The following is a 17,102-nucleotide window of genomic DNA, read 5'->3' on the forward strand; positions in this document are numbered from 1 at the left end:
AAAACATTTGTTGCTGTCGCTTTGCTTTCGCACAGATAAAACATTTGTTGCTGCCGCTTTGCTTTCGCACAGATAAAACATTTGTTGCTGCCGCTTTGCTTTCGCACAGATAAAACATTTGTTGCTGCCGCTTTGCTTTCGCGCAGAGCAGAGCTTCCTGGGGGTGTCCGATGACCCGCTTCACTCGCAAAGCTCGCTCCATGGTCTCGGGCCAACAGATATTTTTTGCGCGAAAGCGTAGTGCTAACGTAGCGTCAGCGGCACGATGTTGGTCACGAAGGCGTTATCACAGGATGTGATGGTCTTAGCCTTCGTTCCTCTATTTGCTAATCCCCAAGGAGTCGCCCAGTCGTAGCGAAGATCAACTATATACATGGTATACGTTTTAAAATGAACTTCCCCCAACTTTTGGTGATAAGCCTTTTTATATAGTCACTGTGTTTTCTTCCATTATTTGTTGACGATATGTTGCCAATGCTTCAATTGAAATCATTTTCAAATGATGTTGTGCTGCATATTTAACGAGATCATTAAAGCGTAGCATTTTGCCATCGTCGCCCATAATCTCACATATAACTCCGGCAGGAACGCTATTACAAAGCTTTGCCAAATCTATTGTAGCTTCCGTATGTCCCCTACGCTCTAATACTCCATTTTCCTTTGCTATTAGTGGGAATACATGGCCTGGTTTACGAAAATTCGCATCTTTTGCTTGTGGTTCGAGCATTTTCTGTATAGTCATTGCCCGTTCAAAGGCGCTAATTCCAGTTGTTGTGTCAACATGATCAATACTAACGGTAAATGCTGTTTGATGATTATCTGTATTCACACTAACCATAGGGTTTAATGCTAATTTTTGTGCGAGCTGCTGGGAAATGGGCGTACATATAAGACCTCTTCCATAGGTAGCCATAAAGTTAATCGTTTCAGGGGTCATAAATTCCGCAAGTGCTAGTAAGTCCCCTTCATTTTCCCGATCCTCGTCATCTACTACAATAATTATCTTTCCTTGCTTTAAATCCTCAATTGCTTCTTCAATCGAATGTAGCAATTTCGCCACCTCCTTGTTGATTAAAAACCGTTTTGTGCTAAGAAGCCTTTTGTAATGGTCGGCGGTTCCTGACCATACTTAAGTTGATGTAAAATGTATTTTCCTACTAAATCAGTTTCTATATTGACGAGATCACCAATTTTCTTCATACCTAAAATTGTTTCCTTGTACGTGTGGGGTATCAACGATACTGTGACACCGTTTTTCTCGACATGAAAGAGTGTTAAGCTCGTTCCGTCAATTGTGATGGAGCCCTTTGGAATACAGAAACTCGTTAACTCCTTTGATAGTTCTATATCAATATAGACTGCATTTGCTAACGGCCGCTTGCGTACTATTTTCCCTACTCCGTCTACATGCCCAGATACAAAATGACCACCGAATCGCCCATTCGCTGACATAGCGCGCTCTAAATTTACCGGATCTCCAATTGCGAGCTGCTGTAAATTTGTTGCCTTTACCGTTTCAGGCATGACATCCATCGTAAGCTCCTGTTCATTAAAAGATATGACTGTTAAACATACACCATTGACCGCTATACTATCCCCGAGCTTTACATCCTCTACCATTTTCTTCGAAATAACGGTAATTTTCATACTTTGTCGATCGCTTTGCAAGGTTTTTACGGTACCAATATCCTCAATAATTCCTGTAAACATTTTTTCACCCGCTTCTATTCTTTGGTTTAAGCTTAACTCTTCCACTTTTGGAGCCCTATGTACCTCCTCCCTCAATCAAAAATTTCTGTTCAAATAAAAAACCCCTTAGATTAAAGGGGTTTGGGAGTTCATATAAATAAGACGTCGACAAATAAACCTTAAGGATATTAAAATTTTCCATAGGCTACCATCTCATCGTTCTTCTCCCATCCAGACTATCACTGTCGGTTTTGGATTTGCACCAAATCAGCTTGCGCTCACGGACTTTGAATTACTTCATCACCGCCGATTGGGAATTTCACCCTACCCCGAAGAACTACTGCTATTCAATTTGTTAGCTAAATAATAAATCAACTTCGCCTTGGCGTAATTGTGTCCGGAGGCTTTAGGTCAGGCGTTTTCACAGGATGTGAAGTTCTTAGCCTGAGTTCCTCTATTTCGGTGGGTGTCTAAACGCCTACCGAAAGAAGATAAAAAAACTTCCCAACTTAAACGATGGGAAGTAGTTAAAAGCATAATCAAATAAACCTTATAAACTCAAGCGAATTTAAAAAGCTCTTACTTTTACCCTTCTCCCATCCAGACTATAACTGTCGGTTTTGGATTTGCACCAAATCAGCTTGCGCTCACGGACTTTGAATTGCTTCATCACCGCCGATTGGGAATTTCACCCTACCCTGAAGGATATTTTTATTTAGCTATTTCTTACGATAACACTATTTGATTTTATTATCCAGATAATTCTTAATAATTTTTTTCTCTAAATCAATTTCGTTGTCGTTGCATTTTCAATGTTACTACTTAAAATGAAGATATAAAAACAGCCACCACCTTTGGTCATTAATAAAGATCAAAGGTGTGGCTGTGCCAAAGAAAAATGAAATTTATACAGTCAAACTACCGTCAACAGAGACAGTAGCTCCAGCCATGAAGCTTACTTTATCTGAAGCTAAGAATAGGACCGCTTCTGCTACTTCTTCTGGTTCACCTTTGCGCCAAGACAGTGGATTGAAGCTAGACAATACAATTTGGACTTATCGCATGGATGCGATGATTTTAAGCTAACATCCTATATTGAACTCCTTTCCGATTCCATGACATCCGCCGGAAAAAAGTTAAAACACAAAGAAGGCGCCGAAAGAACGGCGCCTTAAAAGTGCGAAAAAACCCTACAAATAGGGAAATATTTCTTATATTTCACAACGGAACGTAAAAAAGCGCCGGACAGAACCGGCGCTACAATGCGTAAATATATTTATACAAGATCATCAAAAATTATTGACTACAATTGTTAAAATAAGAAGGCAAAAGCTTCCGGAATCTGTTTTCGATATGAAATTTGCTTAAAAAAGGCAGACTTCCCCCTTTGACAGCAAATCTCCAAGCAATCTGTAAGATTTCACCTCTTTTTCTGTTAAGCCTTTTGCGAATACAGTTTTCATCACTTTTACCTCCTTGCGAATTCAATAGTTCTTACTAATCTCTCACAATATTATAAAGAACACAAATTCCTTCATCAAATTTTTATCCACTTAAATAGAAAAGGATGGTTTCTGCTATAATCAAGGACGAGCCGCTTTTCCGCTCCCAAGCAAAATTAAAACTCACATCAATGAATAACACTAATTTAATAATGCTATAACTAACTTAGGTCGCTAAAAAGCCATTAGCCGTATTATTTCATTAAGAAACTTCTTTTCAATTAGCACGTTCTTTATACATGGCACTTTTTTTACTCTGCTTGACAAAAAAATTATAGTAATATTGTGAGTCATTATTCGTGTCAACTCTAACAATGAACACAACGTATAGGATTAAATTCTCTTCCCTCAATGGAGGTTTTTTTATTGCAAAACATCTTGAAAAAAAAATCGTATAACAAAGTTATATTTTATACCTTTATTACTATTTGCTTCATCGTTTCTGTTTTTTTCGTTTATCACAACGAAGAATTTTATGATCGTCCAATTGCAGAAGTTATAAAAACGGAATTAACAGAATCGAATCCTGTAAAGGATATGTATGAAAATGATGATCATTTATCTACTCAGCTTATTACAGCTGTATTAAAAAATGGTGGAGAAAAGGGTAAGCTTATTCATTTTACAAATGAGTATTCAGCATCCGGAGCCTTCGATCAAGAGTATCAAGTTGGCAATAAATTATTTGTTTCCATTAAAGCAAGTACAGACAAGAATGGAGATTTAACTGGGACTATTTTAGACGTGAAACGTGATCAGTTCGTCTTAATAGTAGCGTGGATTTTTATTTTTGCATTGCTGATTGTTGGTAAAAGACAAGGATTATTTTCAATCATCAGTTTAATTGTAAACTCCCTTGTATTATCTTTCGCCTTGGATTTATATGTGCATTCAAATATAAATTTGATATTTATAAGTGGGGTATGTGTTCTTTTATTTACAATCATTTCTTTAATTCTCATTAACGGCTTGAATGAAAAAACATATGCAGCGATTGTTGCAACACTTTTAGGAACATTTATTTCGTTATTAATTAGCTTTTTAGTCCTGTGGGTTACATCCGAGAATGGGCTTCGATATGAAGAAATGCAATTTTTAACACGACCTTATCGAGTGATATTTATGGCTGGGTTATTTATTGGGGCACTAGGGGCTGTAATGGATGTCTCCATAACAATGGCTTCTTCTATGTTCGCATTATTTGAGCAAAACCAAGATATTTCTGACCAAGCTTTAAGAACTTCTGGAATGGATATCGGGAAAGACGTTATGGGAACGATTACAAGTATTTTGTTCTTCGTTTATATTTCTGGCTCAATTCCTATGTTAATTTTATATTTAAAAAATTCTTATCCATTAGGGCAAACACTTTCCATGAACCTTTCGTTAGAATTAGCTCGTGCCCTAGCAGGTGGGATTGGTGTTGTCTTAACGATTCCCATTAGTCTTTACACTTCTATTTTTTTCATTAATCGAAAGAGGGCAAAATAATGAATGTATTAGTATGGTTAACGACCATTTTATTCATATTGATGATCGTTATTGGTGGAAAAAAAGGAGTGAAATCTTTTCTATCTTTATTTTTAAACTTTGGGGTACTCTTTATTACTATTTTTTTAATGACCAATCCGAAGAATAGTCCAGTTTTATTAACGCTTATTGCCTGTACCGTCATAAGTTGGATTAGCCTATTTTTTATTAATGAAATGAATAGTAAAACGATGACCGCTTTTATTTCTACGATGATTACGATTGTAGTTTTATTACTTTTCATTGTTTTTGTAACGGAGAAATCAATGATTCGAGGATTTGGGGAAGAATCCGTTGAAGAAATTAACATATTCTCTCTTAATATTGGCGTCAATTTTGTACAAATTGGAGCTTCCGTTATTATTATGAGTACAATTGGTGCGATTTTGGATGTTGCCATTTCCATTGCCACTTCCATGCATGAGATTCTTCACCATAACCCGTTAATAAGCAGAAGAAAATTATTTACAACAGGTTTAAGCATTGGAAAGGACATTTTAGGTACAGATACAAATACATTATTTTTCGCTTTCTTTGGTGGATATTTAAGCTTGCTCATATGGTTTAAAGATTTATCTTATTCCATTAGCGAAATTATAAATTCTAAAATATTCGCCACCGAAATTATTATGATTTTTTGTGCAGGTATTGGAATCGCACTTATCATTCCTATTACTTCCTCTGTAAATGCCTATTATTTAATAAAAAAACGAAAAAAAACTGAAAATGCTTCATTATAGTCGTACCTGTCACCCAGCTTTAATACCAACGGGTGACAGGTACTTTTATGCCACCCCCACTCAAAATCAATAGAGGAACGAAGGCGTTATCACGTCCTGCGATAACGCCTTCATGACACCCTTTTGTTGTTGACACTATGCTTTCGCACAGACGAAAACCCTGTTGGCCCAAGTGGCTCATCGGACGCCTTCAGGAAGCTTTGCTCTGCGCGAAAGCGAAGCGTCAGCGTCAAAACGCCCAGTCGGAACGGAAATCAACCACACGTTATGATAATTTAATGAAAAAATTGCTCATCTAGAGTTATTTGTACTCCTCTGTTTCATATCCTGTATAATCATGTCATTTTTTTAAGTATAGGCAGTAACATTTTCAAATAAAAAACGTCTTTACAACTAGATTATAAAGGAGATAGTTTACATGAAATATATTATCTTTGATTTTGATGGAACATTGGCAGATTCTACGGCAGTGTTAGCATCAGCTTGGAATACAATTGCGCAAAAATATAAATTTAAAGGAATAGAGTTAAAGGAAATTGAATCATTAAAAAAATTATCTATAGCGGAACGAAGTAAATTATTTGACTTTCCTATGTATAAATTGCCGATGATTTTACCTCAATTTTATCGCTTATATCGTCAGTCATTAAATGATGTTCATCTTTATAACGGTATGAAGGAAGTCCTAATGGAAATTGATAAAAGGGGCTATAAAATACTTATCATTTCCTCCAATTCACAGGAGAACATTTTAGAATTTCTAAAAATGAACGGCATTCAATGTGTGTCAGATGTTCTTTGTTCAAACCGAATTTTTGGAAAGGATAAAGTGATTAAGAAATTTTTAAAGGACAAAAGCATTACACCATCAGAAGTTTTGTACATTGGTGATGAACAAAGAGATATCGCAGCCTGCAAAAAAGCGGGAGTGCCTATTATTTGGGTTGGTTGGGGATATGACTCTATTGAAATTGTACAACAAGAGGAGCCCGATTATAAAGTTGCTACACCACAAGAAATTTTGAATATTATTTAGACGAAGAGGATAATAGCGATTAATTTGCTATTATCCTTATCAATTATGCCTGGGCATAATTTCGTGAAGTTATTAAGCCTTTACTTCGCTTATATGCATTAATTTTTCTGCTGCGCTATTAATTCCATTATAAGCATCGGTTAATTCATGCATACTCACAGAAAATTGCTGGGTAAACGTTGCGATTTGATTTGCAGATTCATTGACTTGATCAATAGATTGTTTAATGCTTTCTAATTGGTTTGAAATGCTTTCGGCACTATCCGTACTACTTTGCGATATTTTCTGTATTTCAGATGCTACTACAGCAAAGCCTTCCATGCTCCCCTGAACGAGCAGCCTCGATAGAAGCATTTAATCCAAGAATTTTAGATTTCATAGCAAATCTTTTACTAAATTAACAATCGTATTGATTTGTTGAATATCGCCAGTCATTGATTCTGAAAACTTGGAAAGCTCCACCAAGCGATTGGATACATCTACACTTGCTACTGCTAACTCTTCATTCGTTGCAGTTATTTCTTCAACAGAACTCGAAAGCTCAGTTGCTAATAATCGCATCCCGTCCATTTTTTCATTCGAAATAATGGCACTTAACACACCGATTACTTTCTCACCATCAAAAATGGGCTGTGCAGATACAATATACGCCATTCTAAAATCTTCGGAACCTCGCTCTTCCCTCATAAACTTTCCTAGGCTTAGAGACTTTTCAGTTGTTGTTCCACGATACTTGGCTACAGGATCAACAACTATAATGCAAGCATCTTCTGGGTATGTTACCTGGTAAAAATCGATAGAATCGCTTGTAGCTTTGGATGCATTATTTTTTCCCTTTTCCAATAACACGATTATACTGAAATTCCTCAATTTACCTACAGCATGACACCAAAAAAAAGACACCTTTAGCTTAAGTGTCTTTTAAAATTACTATGACTTTTTCAAGACTTCTACAAATTTTTCTGCTGTTCTTACCTCAACTGTAAGAGAGTTTTTACTATAGTTAGCTTTTATTAAAAATGGTACATCACTAGTATTGTGGAATCTAAAATCTAAACCACCATAAGAAACAGTTGCGTCTCTTCCTTTTGGAACATACCCTACATCTAAAGAATGGTGATGACGTTCTACAAATTTTACAGGTATTTGATCAACTGCGTTAAACAAGGTAGAAGACGTTTGACAAATACCTCCCCCAATGCCCATCACAACCTTTTTGTTGATGATTTCTGGTGCGGGCTGATAACCATTCGCTTCGTCTCTAGGGCCAACTACTGTATTGAACGAGAAATAATCTCCACTTCCAACGATTACATTATTGATTGCCTTCGCAGAAAGCTCAATATTTTTATTTCTGCCTACATCATAGGTATTGAAGTAAGTTGTATAGGATGCAACAACTACGTTTTCTAACAAAGGAATATCTTCTAAATAATATCCGCTTTCAGTAATATAAAGAGGCATCTCCACTTTACCACCAATAGCTGATGCTTCTAATATTCTATCTACTAATTCACTTTCTTTTAAAACAATTAAAGGACTACCTTTCATTAGTTTTCCTTGATCGTCCAGCTTATCGAGTATCATACGCTTATCATAGCCTGCCGTTTTTTCATTCCCTCTCGCCAACTCTTTTGCTAATTGCTCAATTTGCTTTGTATACGATTGTTTATCACGTTCATAGCCCATTTCTTTCGGCGAAATTATTTGGATAATAGCTTTTGTAGAAGGGTCTACAATTTCAACAACGACAGATTCTGTTTGTTGCTGTTCAATGGCAACGGGCTTTTTTAAATCCTCAGCTTTTCTCTCTGACTCTTGAATTGGTTGTTCTTGCTTTTTCTCATCCGCAGATTTCACCTGACAGCCAACTAGCCCAATCGTACAAATAATACATAATGTGGTCATCCACTTCTTTTTCAAATAAAACACCTACCCTATCGTCATACTACAGAGACATCTTATTCGTGTATTGTTGATAGTGTGTTTCATTTCATCATTTTTATTTATTTTTGAAATGAAGGTGAATTAGCATATTTCACATAAAATCTATAAATTAATACGATATAAAGCCAATCATAAATAAGGGTCGCAAGCGAAATAACAGTAATCAACGGTGTTCTAAAATACATATAGAAACCAACTGCAGCAAACATCGTTCCAATCATTTTACAAACAGCGATGCCCATTGATTGGCCACTTAAGTTCCCTCTTTGTAAAAACAAAGCAATAAACAATCCTGACATCATCAAATTCTGTATAAATGCTGCATACTTGCCTGCTAGATCATTAAATTCATGCATTACTGCTAAAATCGTAAAAAAGCTTACTACTAGTGTGATCAAAAAAGATGAATAAAATATTTTCCTTGGAACTATCTTTTTATATTCCTTATGACCATAATGTAAAAATTGCATCATAATAAAAATGTCCAAAAGAAACCATGCAAACGTAATAATCCTTTGCAAGTCGTTTTGTGGATACATAAATGAAAAGATAAATTCCCATGAAATATTTGCACAAATTGCAACCATGGGCATCCCATATCGCTTATCCTGTAATCCTTGTTTGATGATTAGTATGTATGTAATAATCCAAAATAACCCCATTCCTAATTGACAAATCAGTAGGAATTTTTCTTGCGTCATGTATACAAACTCCTTCCTCTTAATAATGATTCTTCGATACTATATGTGAAAAAATCTATTATTTATGTCAAAGGTTTGTATAGCTAGGCTCTTAAAAATCTTAAGAGTAAGCGCCTATACATTCAGGAACCAATCATATATAGTAAAACGAGGTGATGATATGAAAACTAAAATTTATTTTGACAATGACCAATTTATCGCAGGCACTACTTTAAAAGATGATATTGAATTAGAACAAAACAATATGGCATTGCATACATGTGTACATGAAGCTGATGTGCTAGAAAATCGAAAAAAACTGGCAACTACTTTGCATTGTGACATACATGATTTTATTTGCACGCAACAAACACATAGTGCTAATTTCCATAAAGTCACGATTTCTGATAAAGGACTAGGCGCTGAAAAGATGGACAATGCCATTAGTAATACCGATGCACTTTATACAGTAGAACCAAATTTACTTTTATGTAGTTTTACAGCAGATTGTGTACCTGTCATTTTTTATAATGAAGTCAACGGTCTTATTGGTGTGGTACATTCAGGATGGCAAGGGACTGTCAAGGAAGTTACATTAAAGCTTTTCCAACATTTGATGAAACAGGAGCATTGTAGTCCTCAAGATTTTCACGTACAAATCGGTATGGCACTCAGTCAGCATAAGTTTGAGGTGGATGCAGATGTTTATGAAAAATTCCACAATCTAGGCTATGCTGAAGACTTTATGTATTACAATGCAGAAACAAATAAATATCATATCGATAATCAACAAACTGTCAAAAAACAATGTGAGCTTGTAGGTATCCCTTCAAAGCAAATATTGATTGATTCAACGTGCACATTTCTCAGCCCAGATGGTTTTTCCTACCGCCAAGACAAACAGGCTGGCAGACATTTAAGCTTTATTATGCGAAAAGAACAATAATTGAAAGGGACAATCCAATTATTAATGGAGTGTCCCTTTTGTTGTATTGAAAAACAATATCTCTATCAAAAAAGTAAAAAGGATGTATCTCATAGTAGAGAAATACACCCTTTTAACATTTCATTATTTATTAACGGGACGATCTTTTCCAATTCTAAAAACATAATAGCTCATGATCACAAGAACTAAGAAAACAATACCCACAATAAGAGAAACTCTCGTATCATCATTAATCCACATACCGATTAGCACCATTATTAAAAAGGCAATCGTTAAATAGTTTGTAAATGGTGTTAAAGGCATTTTGAATGGATGCTTGGAAAGTTGTTCACCTTTTATTTTTCTAAATCGTATTTGACTGATTAAAATAATAAACCATGGCACCATCCCTGGTAATACACTTGCACTGTACACATATACAAATAAATTTCCTGGCGCAACATAACTTAGAATAACGCCGATGAACAAACCAACTAGCACACCTGCTGTACCGAATATTGGAACACCATTTCTAGAAAGCTTCGCAAAAAATTTAGGTGCTTGTCCATTCATGGCAAGCGTATACAGCATACGTCCCGCACTATAAATTCCACTATTACAGCCTGACATTGCCGCTGTAATAACAACAAAATTAATAATTCCTGCCGCAGCGGTAATTCCAACCTTTGCAAAAGTTGCAACAAATGGGCTACCAATCGTACCTAATTCATCCCACGGATAAACTGTTACAATGACAAAGATTGCTCCGATATAAAATATTAAAATACGCCAAATAACACTTTGAATCGCATTCGTAATCGTTTTTTGAGGATTTTTCGCTTCTCCTGCAGTAATCCCAATAAGCTCAACACCTTGATAGGCTGCAACTACTAATGATAACGCAAAGAAGAAACCTGTCCAGCCGCCTGTAAAGAAACCTCCATGATTCCAAAGGTTCGATAATCCGATTGCCACGCCTTCATTACCAATCCCAAAGAAAATAAGCCCAAAGCCTGCAACAATCATTAAAACAATCGTTACAATTTTAATCATGGCAAACCAAAACTCAAATTCTCCAAAAGTTTTAACAGAAATAAAGTTGGCAACACCTAAAATAATCATAGCAATTAATCCTGGAATCCATGCCGGTAAATCAGGATACCAGTATTGCATATAAGTCCCTACCGCTATAATCTCTGACATCCCAACAATAACCCACTGAAACCAGTTACTCCACGCCGTTAAATAACCAGCTAATGGATGTATATATTTATAGCCAAATGTTGCAAAGGAACCTGTACTTGGCTCCATATAAAGCATTTCTCCCATTGCTCGCATAATGAAGAAAATAAATATTCCTGCTATACCATATGCAAGGAGCACGGAAGGCCCTGTCCACTGAATGGCACTAGCGGACCCCATAAACAAACCTACGCCAATAGTACCTCCAAGAGCAATCATTTGGATATGACGTGCATCTAATCCCCTATTTAACTCTTTATTTGCCACAAATTACGCCTCTTTTCGAAGTTCTTTCTACGATGAATTTATTTTATAATAATAATAAATTCTGCAGAAAAACACAATTGTATTTTTAGGAAAAACATAAATTAAGGCAATACGACTAGGGTTCCGGGGGCATTTTGGAGGTACTATTCGTCGCTATTAGCTGTTCTATCATCGATTTTCGGGATTCTTTCCGTCGCTTTGAGGGTTCCATCCGTCACTTCGGCTGTTCTTTCCGCTTTGCCTGTTCTATCCGTCGCTTTGATGGTTCTTTCCGTCACTTCAGCTGTTCTATCCGTCACTTCAGCTGTTCTTTCCGCTTTGGCTGTTCTATCCATCACTTTGACGACTCTATCCACGATTTTGACGGTTCTATCCATGACTTTGGCTGTTCTATCCACGATTTTTGGGATTCTATCCATCGCTTCGACGGTTCTTTCCATCGCTTTGATGGTTCTTTCCGTCACTTCAGCTGTTCTTTCCGTCGCCTTGACTGTTCTATCCGTCACTTCGGCGGTTCTTTCCGCTTTGGCTGTTCTATCCATCAATTTGACGACTCTATCCACGATTTTGACGGTTCTATCCACGACTTCGGCTGTTCTATCCACGTTTTTGACGGATCTATCCACGACTTTTGCTGTTCTATCCACCAATAAACCAACTAACTTAGAGTGAAAACCTATTTTATTACGTAAAATAACTCTATTCCATCATGTAAGGCAATGAATGGAATAGAGTTATTTTTGTTATTGCAATAGCGTCTGTTCTTGGAGCTTTGCAGAGAAGTATTTGCGTGCATCTGCTGTTAGAATTTGCATCAGAATAACTTCTTCTTGACGGGCAAATTCTACAAACATTCCACTTAGATTTTCATAAACATATTTGATTTTAAAGCCACTATCTAAATACTGATCTACTTTTTTTATTTCCTCTGTACTTTGTTGATGTTCTGACATGCAATCACCTCACCTTTTCTGTAATATCTTGGTGTTTATTTTTTATTCAGCACCTTTGATTTCTAACAGCGGATCTGGTTGTTCAACGATGTCATCTTCATCTGGAACAACCGTTGGAGTTGGCATTTGTTGCTGCCCAAATAGTTCATCCAAATTGTGACCAGCTGTAATTCCTAAATATTTTGCATCACTTGGATCTTCAAGTTCAGCTTGAGGGTATTTTTTGAACCACCAATATTTCGCTAGTACATAATATACAAGTGCCCCTACAAAAAAGCCTACTAATGAAGAATAAGTGGAGAATATATTTGCTACTGCACCACCGATAATCCAAGCAATTAAACCAGCTAAGTTAAAGCCGTTCCAATATTTAAATTGGCCATCTAATTCATACAGTGCTTTTACATGCACTCGGCGCTTACGGATTAAATAATAATCAGCATATAAAATACCAACGATGGCTGTTAGAATTCCTCCGATAATTAAAAGTGCATTGACTAACACATCAAATAAACTCCAAGGCTGTGCTAGGATACCAATGATTCCTGCAATAACAACCCCAACCCAAAACGGCACTTTTGGACCACCAATATTTGAGAAGATCGTTGCCGCTGGAATAACATTTGCAGAGGTGTTAGTTGACCATTGTGCTAACACAATCATTAACAATAAAATGCCTAAAATAAAGCCGCTTGCACTTTGCTGTAATGCATTGATTGGATCAGCTGAGGCAACAGCCATATAGCAAACCGCACCAATTGTCACAATGAAAGTATTTGTAATCGGCATAACTATTAACGAGCCAACCAGCTGTGTTTTATTGCGTTTGAACCAATTGCGTTCATTTTTTGGTGCTTTAAAGAAGCGTGAAAGTGAAGGCATGTCGGCTGCTAGCGTCGACCAAAAGCCCATATTTGCCATAATCACTACCATAAATGCAGTGAAGGCCGTGAAACCTGTTGTTGGCGCTTCCACCCACGTCCAAATATTTTTCCCTTGTGCTACCGCAGTATCTGCCAGTGTATAATACATCCAGCATGAAATTAAAATAATTACTGGTGCTGCCAAATCTGCAAAGCGTTCAATAGACTTAATACCTAGTGATGTATTAAATAACTGAAGTGCTGCAAAGACAATGAAACAAATAAACCAATTATTAAAATTAAAAAGTAAATTTAAAATACCGTTTATAGCTAATGCACCGAAATAAGTGTTCAGACCAAACCAACATGCAGCCGTTACACCGCGGACAAGTGACGGGATATGTGTGCCAAATGTACCGAATGGAGCACGCATATATACCGGGAATGATAAGCCATGTTCAATGCCTATATCACCAATTAACGTCATAAATACACCGATTAAACAAGAGCCAATCAACGTTGCTAAAATCACCATCGGCAACGGCAAGTTTATGATTGCCGAGCCACCAATTGCAAAAGCAGCTAATACAATTGCCATACCTATCCAAATTACTGCAAAACCAAATGTTCCAATATTTCTTTGTTGATGTGTCACTGGAAGTAAATCTGGGGATTTTAAATAATTCCCTTCACGTTCCATCTAATCTCTCCTTCTTTTATCAAATTTCCGTGACAACTTACATGAGGTTATTCCTTCCTTCAACGACGCTAAAGGAAGATGGAATTTCAGTTATCTTCATTCGGCAAAGTACACCCACCTTAGAAGGTAATGAGATGAATAAAGATATGGCTCCATTTAGTTAGTGTCCCAGCACATACGAATGAAGATTTAGCCACCGAACACAATTACGCAAAGGCGAAATTGATTTTAGAGGTTTATTTAGATAGACTACTAATCAGAGTTTGACGTTCATTCCAAGTCATAGGTGGAACTGTAGATGGACGTTCAACCATTGTAATAGCACCCTCTGCAGGACATACAATTGAGCATAAATTACAACCTACACAGTCCTCTTCTCGAACTTTCAGCATCGGGCGACCATCTTCTGTATATAAATCGATACATTGATGCGATGTGTCCTCACATGCAATATGGCACTTGTTACAGTTAATGCAAACATCATTATTAATTTCAGCTACGATTTTATAATTTAAATCTAAGTCGCCCCAATTAGAATATCTGGAAACTGAGCGACCTACTAAATCCATAACTGAGGCAATCCCTTTATCATCTAAATAGTTACCCAGTCCATCAATCATATCCTCAACGATACTAAAACCGTGATGCATCGCTGCTGTACAAACTTGTACGCCCGTTGCTCCCATTAATATAAACTCGGCAGCATCTTGCCAGTTGGAAATACCACCAATGCCCGAAATCGGAACATTGATTAATGGATTACGAGCACATTCTGCAACCATATTAAGTGCAATTGGTTTAACGGCAGGACCGCAATAGCCACCATGCGCACCCTTTCCTGCTACATGAGGCACTGTATTCCATGTATCTAAGTCAACACCCGCTAAGCTGTTAATCGTATTAATCATACTAATCGCATCTGCTCCACCTCTTGTGGCCGCTTCTGCTGTTACCGTTATGTCGGTAATGTTTGGCGTTAGCTTCACTATTACCGGTGTTTTTGCTGCCTCTTTCACCCAATACGTTTGCTTTTCCACCAATTCAGGTACTTGACCAGAGGCAGAGCCCATTCCTCGTTCTGCCATCCCATGTGGACACCCAAAGTTAAGCTCAAGACCATCAACACCCACATCTTCGACTCGTTTAACAATCTCATGCCATTTTTCTTGCTTTGGCTCCACCATTAAGGAAGCGATTATCGCGTGATCTGGAAACCTTTTCTTCGTTTCATAAATTTCTTTTAAATTTACCTCTAGCGGACGATCCGTAATCAGTTCAATATTATTGAAGCCCGCTACTCTTTGTCCGTTAAAGCTAACAGCTGCAAAGCGTGAAGAAACATTTAGAATCGGATCTCCTAACGTTTTCCAAACGGCACCGCCCCACCCCGCTTCAAATGCGCGTTGTACTTGATAGCCTGAATTCGTTGGTGGTGCTGATGCTAGCCAAAATGGGTTCGGCGATTTGATGCCCGCTAAGTCAATGCGTAAGTCTGCCATATTAGTTCCTCCCTTATGCAATCTCACTTGGTTTTCTTAAACGTTCATGGATCTTGTATGCTGCGTCTTTTCCTTGCTGTACAGCTGTTACAACCATCGCCTCGCCCTGGCCATTTCCGAAGACGACATCTCCACATGCAAATACTTGGTCATTCGAAGTTTGCATTGTCGTTTCATCAATATCGACAACGCCATTTGTATGCTGGAGCCCAAAAGCTTCAATCAGTGACACAAAACGTGTTTGCCCAATTGCCTTTATAACATTATCCACTTCAATAATAAAATTGGAGCCCTCCACCTCTTCAGGCCTTTGTCGACCATCAGCACCCGCTTCACCGAGCTTCATTTTCACACATTCAATACCTACAACCTCACCTGACTCATTACCGACAATTTTTTTCGGTGCTGTCAGCCACTTAAACTCCACACCATCCTGCTTGGCAAATTCATATTCAAATTTGTACGCAGTCATTTCTTTTTGTGTTCTTCTGTAAAGAATTTGAACATTGTCAGCACCTAAACGCATTGCACATGTAGCACCATCAATCGCGGTATTACCAGCACCAATGACAGCTACTCGCTTCCCAACAATATCTTGTGTAAGCGGTCCCATTTTTGTCTTTCTGACAAACTCTATCGCATCATGTACACCTTCTAAGCCTTCTCCTTCAATGCCTAGATTCGGAACAGCTCCCATACCGACTGCTAAAATAACACTGTCATATTGCTCCAAGATCTCTTCAGCAGAAATATCAACGCCGACAGTTGTGTTTGTTTTGATTTCTACGCCAAGCTTTTCAATCTGTTCAATTTCCCAATCAACGACTTCATTCGGTAAACGGAACGACACAATACCATAATTACCTAAACCACCAGCTTTTGCTTCAGCCTCATAGATTGTGACATGATAGCCAAAACGACTTAGTTCACGAGCAGCCGATAAACCAGCGGGACCTGCACCAATAATCGCTACCTTTTGCCCATTACTTTGCCCTTGCTTAAATAGCTGTGCATTCGTTTCCATTGCCCAATCTGTTGCATAGCGCTGTAGCTCTCCAATTTTAATTGGCTTTGTTGAGGAATTTAACACACACGCCCCTTCACATAATTCTTCCGTTGGACAAACCCTTGCACAGCTTGCACCAATTGGATTTGCTTCTAATATAGTCGTAGCAGAGCCCTTCATATTACCAGAAGCAATTTTTTTTATGAAATTTGGGATTTGAATACTCGTTGGACAAGCTTTAATACATGGTGCATCGTAGCAATAAAGGCAGCGATTTGATTCCTCAATTGCCTCATTCTTTGTCATCCTGCTAGTCAATTCCATAAAATTACGTTTTAACTGTTGGGACATTGTTTTTTCTTGATTCAGAACCATTTCCACATCCCCCTCATGTGTTCATTTTTTCCTTCAAAGAGCTAAATTCAACATTCAACCCACCATCATTAAAAGAAGATAGTCTTCTGTAGCTAAATGAAGATATTACGAGACCGATTGCTCTGTTCTCCACCAAAGCAATCGGTCA

At 37.5% G+C, this 17,102-nt stretch carries 16 protein-coding genes, 2 pseudogenes and 2 riboswitches; of the genes and pseudogenes, 4 read left to right on the top strand and 14 right to left on the bottom strand.

Features of this window, described 5'->3' with window-relative positions:
- From ACQKN4_RS05905 to ACQKN4_RS05920, 4 genes and pseudogenes are all read right to left on the bottom strand, one after another.
- On the bottom strand, window positions 1-184 hold a 184-nt coding region (locus ACQKN4_RS05905; RefSeq protein WP_427482803.1), incomplete at its 3' end, for a hypothetical protein.
- 273 nt (window positions 185-457) lie between these two features.
- Window positions 458-1,051, bottom strand: a pseudogene (ribB, locus tag ACQKN4_RS05910) (3,4-dihydroxy-2-butanone-4-phosphate synthase); the annotation flags it as partial.
- A 20-nt stretch (window positions 1,052-1,071) separates the two neighbouring features.
- Window positions 1,072-1,710 carry a riboflavin synthase gene (gene ribE / locus ACQKN4_RS05915; protein WP_079560353.1) on the bottom strand — a complete coding sequence of 213 codons (639 nt, stop codon included), beginning with the start codon at window positions 1,708-1,710 and terminating at the stop codon, window positions 1,072-1,074.
- Between the two features lie 194 nt (window positions 1,711-1,904).
- Window positions 1,905-2,030: riboswitch (FMN riboswitch) on the bottom strand.
- A 243-nt stretch (window positions 2,031-2,273) separates the two neighbouring features.
- A riboswitch (FMN riboswitch) is annotated at window positions 2,274-2,399 on the bottom strand.
- 195 nt (window positions 2,400-2,594) lie between these two features.
- Window positions 2,595-2,705: pseudogene (locus ACQKN4_RS05920) on the bottom strand (SDR family oxidoreductase); the annotation flags it as partial.
- A gap of 837 nt (window positions 2,706-3,542) precedes the next feature.
- Here ACQKN4_RS05920 and ACQKN4_RS05925 point away from each other — a divergent pair.
- The 3 genes from ACQKN4_RS05925 (at window position 3,543) to ACQKN4_RS05935 (ending at window position 6,497) form a co-directional block, all read left to right on the top strand.
- Entirely contained in the window at window positions 3,543-4,682 is a 1,140-nt protein-coding gene (locus ACQKN4_RS05925) for a YibE/F family protein (RefSeq protein WP_427482805.1), read from the top strand.
- Window positions 4,682-5,461, top strand: a complete 780-nt coding sequence (locus ACQKN4_RS05930; protein WP_079559962.1) for a YibE/F family protein — start codon at window positions 4,682-4,684, stop codon at window positions 5,459-5,461. Before ACQKN4_RS05925 ends, ACQKN4_RS05930 begins: the two co-directional genes overlap by 1 nt.
- Window positions 5,462-5,879: 418 nt before the next feature.
- Entirely contained in the window at window positions 5,880-6,497 is a 618-nt protein-coding gene (locus tag ACQKN4_RS05935) for an HAD-IA family hydrolase (protein WP_079559961.1), read from the top strand.
- A gap of 72 nt (window positions 6,498-6,569) precedes the next feature.
- On the opposite strand, the gene ACQKN4_RS05940 is transcribed toward ACQKN4_RS05935, so the two are convergent.
- The 4 genes from ACQKN4_RS05940 to ACQKN4_RS05955 form a co-directional block, all read right to left on the bottom strand.
- Window positions 6,570-6,851 carry a hypothetical protein gene (locus ACQKN4_RS05940; RefSeq protein WP_427482807.1) on the bottom strand — a complete coding sequence of 94 codons (282 nt, stop codon included), beginning with the start codon at window positions 6,849-6,851 and terminating at the stop codon, window positions 6,570-6,572.
- A 21-nt stretch (window positions 6,852-6,872) separates the two neighbouring features.
- Window positions 6,873-7,346 (bottom strand): hypothetical protein, encoded by a 474-nt coding sequence (locus ACQKN4_RS05945; protein WP_427482808.1) that lies wholly within the window; start codon window positions 7,344-7,346, stop codon window positions 6,873-6,875.
- Between the two features lie 81 nt (window positions 7,347-7,427).
- Window positions 7,428-8,405, bottom strand: coding sequence for a VanW family protein (locus ACQKN4_RS05950; RefSeq protein ID WP_427482809.1), 978 nt, complete (start codon window positions 8,403-8,405; stop codon window positions 7,428-7,430).
- A gap of 98 nt (window positions 8,406-8,503) precedes the next feature.
- The gene (locus tag ACQKN4_RS05955; RefSeq protein WP_079559959.1) at window positions 8,504-9,145 is read right to left on the bottom strand and encodes a hypothetical protein; all 642 of its coding nucleotides are present in this window, start codon (window positions 9,143-9,145) and stop codon (window positions 8,504-8,506) included.
- Between the two features lie 160 nt (window positions 9,146-9,305).
- Here ACQKN4_RS05955 and pgeF point away from each other — a divergent pair, with 160 nt between their 5' ends.
- Window positions 9,306-10,070 (top strand): peptidoglycan editing factor PgeF, encoded by a 765-nt coding sequence (pgeF, locus tag ACQKN4_RS05960; protein WP_427482811.1) that lies wholly within the window; start codon window positions 9,306-9,308, stop codon window positions 10,068-10,070.
- Between the two features lie 123 nt (window positions 10,071-10,193).
- Here pgeF and ACQKN4_RS05965 read toward each other — a convergent pair whose 3' ends face one another.
- The 6 genes from ACQKN4_RS05965 to ACQKN4_RS05990 all read right to left on the bottom strand — a co-directional run bounded on the left by ACQKN4_RS05965 (window position 10,194) and on the right by ACQKN4_RS05990 (window position 16,954).
- Window positions 10,194-11,558 (bottom strand): amino acid permease, encoded by a 1,365-nt coding sequence (locus ACQKN4_RS05965; RefSeq protein ID WP_427482813.1) that lies wholly within the window; start codon window positions 11,556-11,558, stop codon window positions 10,194-10,196.
- Window positions 11,559-11,701: 143 nt separating this feature from the next.
- Window positions 11,702-12,064: a hypothetical protein gene (locus ACQKN4_RS05970; protein ID WP_427482814.1), complete on the bottom strand. Its 363-nt coding sequence runs from the start codon at window positions 12,062-12,064 to the stop codon at window positions 11,702-11,704.
- A 237-nt stretch (window positions 12,065-12,301) separates the two neighbouring features.
- On the bottom strand, window positions 12,302-12,511 hold the full coding sequence (locus tag ACQKN4_RS05975) for a hypothetical protein (protein ID WP_079559955.1): 210 nt from the start codon (window positions 12,509-12,511) through the stop codon (window positions 12,302-12,304).
- A 42-nt stretch (window positions 12,512-12,553) separates the two neighbouring features.
- The gene (locus ACQKN4_RS05980) at window positions 12,554-14,074 is read right to left on the bottom strand and encodes an NCS1 family transporter (RefSeq protein ID WP_427482816.1); all 1,521 of its coding nucleotides are present in this window, start codon (window positions 14,072-14,074) and stop codon (window positions 12,554-12,556) included.
- Between the two features lie 236 nt (window positions 14,075-14,310).
- Window positions 14,311-15,573, bottom strand: coding sequence for an NAD-dependent dihydropyrimidine dehydrogenase subunit PreA (gene preA / locus ACQKN4_RS05985; protein ID WP_079559953.1), 1,263 nt, complete (start codon window positions 15,571-15,573; stop codon window positions 14,311-14,313).
- Window positions 15,574-15,586: 13 nt separating this feature from the next.
- Window positions 15,587-16,954, bottom strand: a complete 1,368-nt coding sequence (locus tag ACQKN4_RS05990) for an NAD(P)-dependent oxidoreductase (RefSeq protein ID WP_427482818.1) — start codon at window positions 16,952-16,954, stop codon at window positions 15,587-15,589.
- Window positions 16,955-17,102: the final 148 nt, after the last annotated feature.

Origin of the sequence: Lysinibacillus sp. NPDC093692, assembly GCF_050280125.1 — a bacterium.
Lineage (GTDB): Bacteria > Bacillota > Bacilli > Bacillales_A > Planococcaceae > Lysinibacillus.

Coding starts and splice junctions, on each gene's coding strand:
- ACQKN4_RS05935 (WP_079559961.1), top strand. CDS start 5,880: ATGAAATATATTATCTTTGATTTTGATGGAACATTGGCAGATTCTACG.
- preA (WP_079559953.1), bottom strand. CDS start 15,573: ATGGCAGACTTACGCATTGACTTAGCGGGCATCAAATCGCCGAACCCA.
- ACQKN4_RS05925 (WP_427482805.1), top strand. CDS start 3,543: ATGGAGGTTTTTTTATTGCAAAACATCTTGAAAAAAAAATCGTATAAC.
- pgeF (WP_427482811.1), top strand. CDS start 9,306: ATGAAAACTAAAATTTATTTTGACAATGACCAATTTATCGCAGGCACT.
- ACQKN4_RS05980 (WP_427482816.1), bottom strand. CDS start 14,074: ATGGAACGTGAAGGGAATTATTTAAAATCCCCAGATTTACTTCCAGTG.
- ribE (WP_079560353.1), bottom strand. CDS start 1,710: ATGTTTACAGGAATTATTGAGGATATTGGTACCGTAAAAACCTTGCAA.
- ACQKN4_RS05955 (WP_079559959.1), bottom strand. CDS start 9,145: ATGACGCAAGAAAAATTCCTACTGATTTGTCAATTAGGAATGGGGTTA.
- ACQKN4_RS05940 (WP_427482807.1), bottom strand. CDS start 6,851: ATGCTTCTATCGAGGCTGCTCGTTCAGGGGAGCATGGAAGGCTTTGCT.
- ACQKN4_RS05990 (WP_427482818.1), bottom strand. CDS start 16,954: ATGGTTCTGAATCAAGAAAAAACAATGTCCCAACAGTTAAAACGTAAT.
- ACQKN4_RS05930 (WP_079559962.1), top strand. CDS start 4,682: ATGAATGTATTAGTATGGTTAACGACCATTTTATTCATATTGATGATC.
- ACQKN4_RS05950 (WP_427482809.1), bottom strand. CDS start 8,405: ATGACCACATTATGTATTATTTGTACGATTGGGCTAGTTGGCTGTCAG.
- ACQKN4_RS05975 (WP_079559955.1), bottom strand. CDS start 12,511: ATGTCAGAACATCAACAAAGTACAGAGGAAATAAAAAAAGTAGATCAG.